Genomic DNA, 6162 nt, shown 5'->3' on the forward strand with positions numbered 1-6162 from the left:
GTGTTAAAATCTGTGGCTAGTAGATTATCAAGTATTATCGACGAATCAGACATGGTAGGCCGCTTTGGTGGAGATGAATTTATTATTATTCATCGTTCACACACAACAGGTACGTCTCTGTCTGCATGTGCACTACGCTATATCCAAGAAATAGAAAAAGTAATTCATTTTAAAGGTAAAGAGTTATGCGTCGGAGCTAGCATTGGTATTGCACTCTATCCTGAGCATGGGTCGAATGTACATGAATTATTAACAGCGGCAGACAAGTCTATGTATCAGTCAAAACGTTCTAAAGCTAGCTCGTTCACTATTGTCGACAACAGCAGTTCGCTGTTAAAGAGGCCTATGTTTTAATCTAAAGTAGCTGTGGAAACGTTCTACATGCGAATATTCAACGACATCGACCACTGTGGCCACTTACAGTAATAAAGCCGCTTTTATCACATAGCAAAAGCTAAACTCGTAAGCTAAACGCTCTCCAGGCATTGAAGAAAAATAATCCATTGTGAATGGTTGATCCTCCCCTTTTAAACGTCAACTTTCACCACCATATGATAGTTAAGATTCATTAACAGGCTATAACTATCCTATGTCTTTTCCTCGTTTATCTGTTCTGGATTTGGCACCCGTGTCCGACGGAACAAACTTCACCGAAACGTTCGAACGCTCCGTTGAATTAGCTCAATCAATCGAGTCCTGGGGCTATCATCGGTTTTGGATGGCTGAACACCATAACATGCCCGACATCGCCAGTGCCGCAACCAGTGTATTACTCAGTCATATTGGAGCGCACACGAACTCGATCCGTTTAGGATCAGGTGGAATCATGTTACCTAACCATGCACCACTAGTTATTGCAGAGCAATTCGGAACGTTAGAGGCATTATACCCTGGTCGTATTGACCTCGGATTAGGACGCGCACCAGGCACCGACTACCAAACAATGCATGCATTAAGGCGGGAACCAGAGCATATGGATCCTGACTTTGAAGAGCTGTTGGAGGAACTTAATTTCTTTCTTGGTCCCGTATCTCGAAATCAACCAGTCGCGGCTTATCCAGGTAACAACACATCTCTGCCGATTTGGCTTCTGGGGTCGAGTACATACAGCGCACGTTTAGCAGCTAAGAGAGGCTTACCTTTCGCATTTGCTGCACACTTTGCTCCAGATGCAATGTCTCGTGCTCTAAACTTTTATCGAGATGAGTTTGTCCCATCCGAGCATTTAGCTCAACCCTATGTGATGATTTGTGCCAACGTTATCGTAGCGGATACTCAGTCACATGCAGATTTTCTCGCGACAACAGAGAAGCAAAAATTCTTAAAAATGATTCGCGGCAATCGCGAAAAACTTCGCGCACCAGTGAAAAGTATGGCACCACTATGGTCAGCACAGGAAAAGCTTCACGTTGAAACTCAATTACGTGAATCTATCCATGGTGATCAAACATATGTAAGACAGAAAATTGAGAAACTTTTGGAACGCACTGGGGCAGATGAAATTATGGTAAACACGATGGTGTTTGAACAATCTGAGAAGTTGAGATCCTACAGGTTACTATCGGAACTCATGGACAAGTAAAAGAATGGAGGCGCCTCCCGGAGTCGAACCGAGGTCCACGGATTTGCAATCCGCTGCATAGCCACTCTGCCAAGGCGCCTTTCTGATTTTGTATCTCTGTCACCAAAGATTTTGATGGTGCCCCGGGCCGGACTTGAACCGGCACAGCGCGAACGCCGAGGGATTTTAAATCCCTTGTGTCTACCAATTCCACCACCAGGGCAACGCAATCATGCGATGGGTTAGACACCATCTATCTCGCGACCTTTGCCGTGAGAACGAGGCGTACTTTAACGGATTAATTTATCTGGTCAACAAAAAATTAGTCTTTTTTATTCAAATGGTTAAAAAGACGACTCTAACGAACAAAGGGCGATCATTTTGCTTATTTGATCATCAATACACTTTGCTTTCGTGCCTTTTAACCTTCTCATTTTATATCAATGAAGAGCCAACAAATCGCGCAAGTTAACAGTATGGGTATAAACTTAACGTGTATTTCAGAGAACAAAATAGCGCTCATCATGTTTCGAAAACCATCATTTCACTTACCCTTACATGCCGACTCCGAACTCGACTTCGTAGTGCCCCACTTCTTCCTTACTGAATTTGATTATGCACGCTCTCTGGAGCAGGGAGTCATCGACGACTTGGATCCTGAATATACACACCAATATCGCGTCACACTGAGGCGCATACGCTCACTATGCTCACTACTTCGCGAACTGATCCCTCCTTTTGAACAGCGTATTTTGAAACCTCATTTAAAAATAATGATGAAGAAAACAAATAAGCTGCGTGATTTGGACGTATTTATCTTGGGCAAAAACCAATACATTGAAATGCTCCCAAACCACAAATCGTCTCTTGAGCCGCTTTTTGGCTTTATCGAAGCCGAACGTGCTTACGAACAGACAAAAGTTGCGCGTTGGCTAGCGACACAAGAATACACTATGCACTGCACTTTGGTCAGGAATAGTCTGCTGCGAAGTACACAACACGAACGAGTGGATAACAACGTACCTGCGTTACTCTTCGCAAGCCAAAAAGTCTCCGAACAATTTAAGAAGGTCGACAAAGCACGGCGCAAGATCTCGGACAAAAGTTGTGACAACGTGATTCACTCGATGAGGATAAAGTGCAAAGCGCTGCGTTATTTGCTAGAAGGGTTTTCCGCACTCTACCCTTCCCCACAGCACAAAAACAACGTGAAACAATTAAAACTATTGCAAGACAAGCTCGGTGATTTTAACGACACTTCAAGTCAAATTGAATTTTTCACACAGATCAAAGAGGCAGTAAACCTCAATAAACAAGATCGTAAGGCTTTGAAAATGCTAATTAACGTGCTTAGTGAACATCATGAACTCTCTCGCCAAACCATCTTGACGCATTTAAGCCAGTTTGAGTCTTTCATTCGCGATACCAATACACAGAATCTCTACCGACCCTAAATCAAGGTTCACGTATTTTTAATATTCATTAATTACAGTCAGTCGTTAGGCTCCATAAAGAAAGATAACGTGAAACCATTAAAACGATACCAATATGAGCGCTATGCCGTACTCTGTAATCTCGCCTATCCTCGCGTCTTCAGACAAACTCAATACGGATTCGATCCTAATGGGCAACGAGTCATTAGAAATGAACACGGTAAGATTATGATTCGTGTGCTCTGGAGTAAAAAACAGAGTGAAGTGGTCGTAGTGATTAAAGGCTCACACAGTATCAGTGATTGGTTGTTAAACTTCGCGATGTGGACGAGAAGCTGTCGAAGGTTGGGACTGAATTACCGCATTCACGCGGGTTTCTATCATCTTCTGTTTCAAGAAAGTTTACCGAGCCGAAATGAAGATCGGTTGGGGTTGACCGTGCTCGAGCGCCTCGAAGGTATCGTTGTACCGCTCATTCTTAGGGGAAAAAGAATAACTATTACTGGCCACTCTTCAGGTGGCGCGATTGGCAGTGTTTTTGCTGACTATATTGAGAAAAAATACCCAAAAAGCATTAAACGCGTGGTCACTTTCGGACAGCCCGCTGTTGGAGATTGGACGTTTAAGAAACGCTACCGTTTGGGGCACAAAACATACAGGATTTGTTGCGACATTGACATCGTGACCTTCATGCCGCCCGTACCTTTTTTGTATTGGCATGTAGGCAAAATGCTATGGTTATATAACGGGAGAATATACGAGAACACCCCAACGCTCATACGGCTTGGGCGCTCCTTATTTAGTTGGTTAATGCGACCATTCTCTTATCACTTTATGAGTAAATACATCCGCGATAAAGACTTCTTTGACGAACGCTGAGCTAAGTACCCTAAAGCTATGATGTACAGGCACTAAAAGCCGGACTCAGCCGGCTTTACGTTTTTGTGGTGAATTACAGAGAGGCAATTTCTTTTTCAAGTTGATATTTGCTATCTGTGACTATGCGCTCTAACACTTCAACGCGTCGCTTCAAATCACCAATTTGCTTGTTAAGGTTATCTTGTTCTTCTTGGCTCATCGTATTACGTTCAGATATCTCCAAGGCTCTTACTTCTTTACGATGATTCAAGATTAACTTAATTATCCCGCCCCCAAATATGGCACCGAACACAATAGCCACAACCAATACATCAGCAATAGATTCCATTCTTCATCTTCCTCTAGATAATGCTCAAATATAAGTTACTCATTTGTTATATGAATATCAAATAACGTATTGATTCACTGCAAAGTTTCATCAAAATTTGCCTGTTCTGTATCAAAATCACAAGAATGGATTACTCAACGCTAACCCAAACCGAGACAGATCCACCATTTACAGGGAACTCAGCCCACCCGTTCGCATCTGTCCAAATGTCTTCAGTTCGGATGCCCAACTTGTCGACATAGCGTGTACTTGGCTTGCCCGTATACATCCACTTCGAGCCGCCAGGTCCATCACTCATGATCACGGCCATTGAATGTGGATGTTCTGCATCGCCCTCGCGAGTCCAGCCAATTACATCCCAATGGTCGAGATATGAATGTTGTTTACCATACGCATAGTCTTTACGCAGTGCTACGAGCTCTTCGATGTAAGGCACTTTGACCATATTGATGTCATGCCCTTTATCACTGTACTGCGCGCCGTAGTAATCTGCATAAAACACGGATGGATAACCTTCTTCACGCAATAAGATAAACGCGTAAGCGAGCGGCTGAAACCACCAATCAACCGTCGACTCCAAAGCCTGCAAAGGTTGAGTATCATGGTTTTCTACTAAGGTTACCGCTTTGACTGGATTGTCCTTCATCAGCGTACCATCCATGATTTGACGCATATCGTAGCTACCACCCGATTTAGACGCATTGTAGAAGTTCATATGTAACTGTGCGTCGAATAGAGACATGCTGCCAGAAGTTTTGGTGATAAAGTTATGCAACTGATTCACATCATAGTTCCAGTACTCTCCGACCGTGAATAGTTCTTTCCCTGTTTTCCAACGTAGGTGATCAATCCATTCTTGCAGGTATTGATATTTGATGTGCTTCACCGCGTCCATTCTAAACCCATCAACATCCGTCATGTTGATATACCACTCGCCCCAGTCTTTCAGCTCTTGCTTCACTTCAGGGTGATCCATGTCTAGATCAGCGTACATAAGATAATCGTAGTTGCCTTTTTCCGAGCTAACTTCCCAATCCCATGCCTTACCCTCACCTTTGAATTTGAAGATAGCTTTTTCTTCGCCAGCATCGTCCCAATCCACGCCATCAAAGTGGTACCACGTCCAATGAAAGTTTGAGTACTTGTCGTTGCGTCCAGGGAAATCAAACTCCACCCACGCTTCAATCCATTTATCACCAAGTTCAATGTTGCGGTTGTTCCAATCTACCCGCTTAGTATCAACCCAAGACTTTCCATCCGCACCACCGCGATGGTTGAACACCACATCGCCATAAATCTGGATATTGTTTTTATGGGCAGCATTGATGGCGTTTAGGTACTGATCTTTGGTGCCATACTTGGTGCGCACCGAACCTTTTTGATCAAACTCTCCCAAATCGTACATATCATAAACGCCATAACCGACGTCGTTGCTACCACCAGCACCTTTATAGGCGGGCGGCAACCATAACGCAGTAAAGCCGTTGTCAGATAGTGCCGAAGCGTTGTTTTCAACTTGTGTCCAGAGTGCACCGTCATTTGGCACATACCAATGTAAATACTGCATCATGGTGCCATTTTGTGCCGCCATTACAGGCGAACTGAGCAGCAAAGTTAAGGGTAAAAGTGTAGGTTTAAGGTTGAATGTTTTCATTATTTTTCTCTCACGCTAAGGACTAGAATCCTCCTTTCTGCATATACGCACCAAGCGATACTAACTATGACGCTAGCTAAGTTGCTGCCTGTAATACAAAAAGTTCGGATTACAATCGAAGAGAAACTATCACCAATCACACTATACAATTATTGAGTTGCCTAACATTTATAGCATCAATGATTAGCGCGTTAAAAATATTGAATGGTGATCAAAACATGGGAGACTTTAGGAAAGCGCGAAGGGTTACGGAAAGGCGGACTACAAACGAAAAAAGCCAGTCATTTAAGACTGGCTTTCGAAATAG

At 43.4% G+C, this 6162-nt stretch carries 6 protein-coding genes and 2 tRNA genes; 4 read left to right on the forward strand and 4 right to left on the reverse strand.

The annotated features are described in order from the left end of the window. Together CAG69_RS18085 and CAG69_RS18090 are read left to right on the forward strand one after the other, a co-directional pair. A partial coding sequence (locus CAG69_RS18085) for a diguanylate cyclase domain-containing protein (protein ID WP_161445496.1) occupies positions 1-354 on the forward strand: 354 nt, incomplete at its 5' end. A gap of 235 nt (positions 355-589) precedes the next feature. Continuing rightward, positions 590-1582 carry an LLM class flavin-dependent oxidoreductase gene (locus CAG69_RS18090; RefSeq protein WP_005376038.1) on the forward strand — a complete coding sequence of 331 codons (993 nt, stop codon included), beginning with the start codon at positions 590-592 and terminating at the stop codon, positions 1580-1582. Positions 1583-1587: 5 nt separating this feature from the next. Here the strand turns inward: CAG69_RS18090 and CAG69_RS18095 are convergent. After that, positions 1588-1661: transfer RNA gene (locus tag CAG69_RS18095), tRNA-Cys, on the reverse strand. Positions 1662-1697: 36 nt separating this feature from the next. Then, a tRNA-Leu gene (locus CAG69_RS18100) sits at positions 1698-1784 on the reverse strand. A 301-nt stretch (positions 1785-2085) separates the two neighbouring features. Between CAG69_RS18100 and CAG69_RS18105 the strand changes: the two genes are divergently transcribed. Both CAG69_RS18105 and CAG69_RS18110 read left to right on the forward strand, forming a co-directional pair. Next, positions 2086-3015 (forward strand): CHAD domain-containing protein, encoded by a 930-nt coding sequence (locus CAG69_RS18105; protein ID WP_161445498.1) that lies wholly within the window; start codon positions 2086-2088, stop codon positions 3013-3015. A 69-nt stretch (positions 3016-3084) separates the two neighbouring features. Next, a complete protein-coding gene (locus CAG69_RS18110) occupies positions 3085-3873 on the forward strand; it encodes a lipase family protein (RefSeq protein ID WP_033907029.1) in 789 nt (262 codons plus the stop codon). 73 nt (positions 3874-3946) lie between these two features. Here CAG69_RS18110 and CAG69_RS18115 read toward each other — a convergent pair whose 3' ends face one another. After that, entirely contained in the window at positions 3947-4201 is a 255-nt protein-coding gene (locus tag CAG69_RS18115) for a hypothetical protein (RefSeq protein WP_012842214.1), read from the reverse strand. A gap of 130 nt (positions 4202-4331) precedes the next feature. Beyond that, entirely contained in the window at positions 4332-5855 is a 1524-nt protein-coding gene (amyS, locus tag CAG69_RS18120; protein ID WP_161445500.1) for an alpha-amylase, read from the reverse strand. Positions 5856-6162: the final 307 nt, after the last annotated feature.

Source organism: Vibrio sp. V43_P6S15P86 (assembly GCF_009904725.1).
In the GTDB taxonomy this organism is placed as follows: Bacteria; Pseudomonadota; Gammaproteobacteria; order Enterobacterales; family Vibrionaceae; genus Vibrio; species Vibrio diabolicus.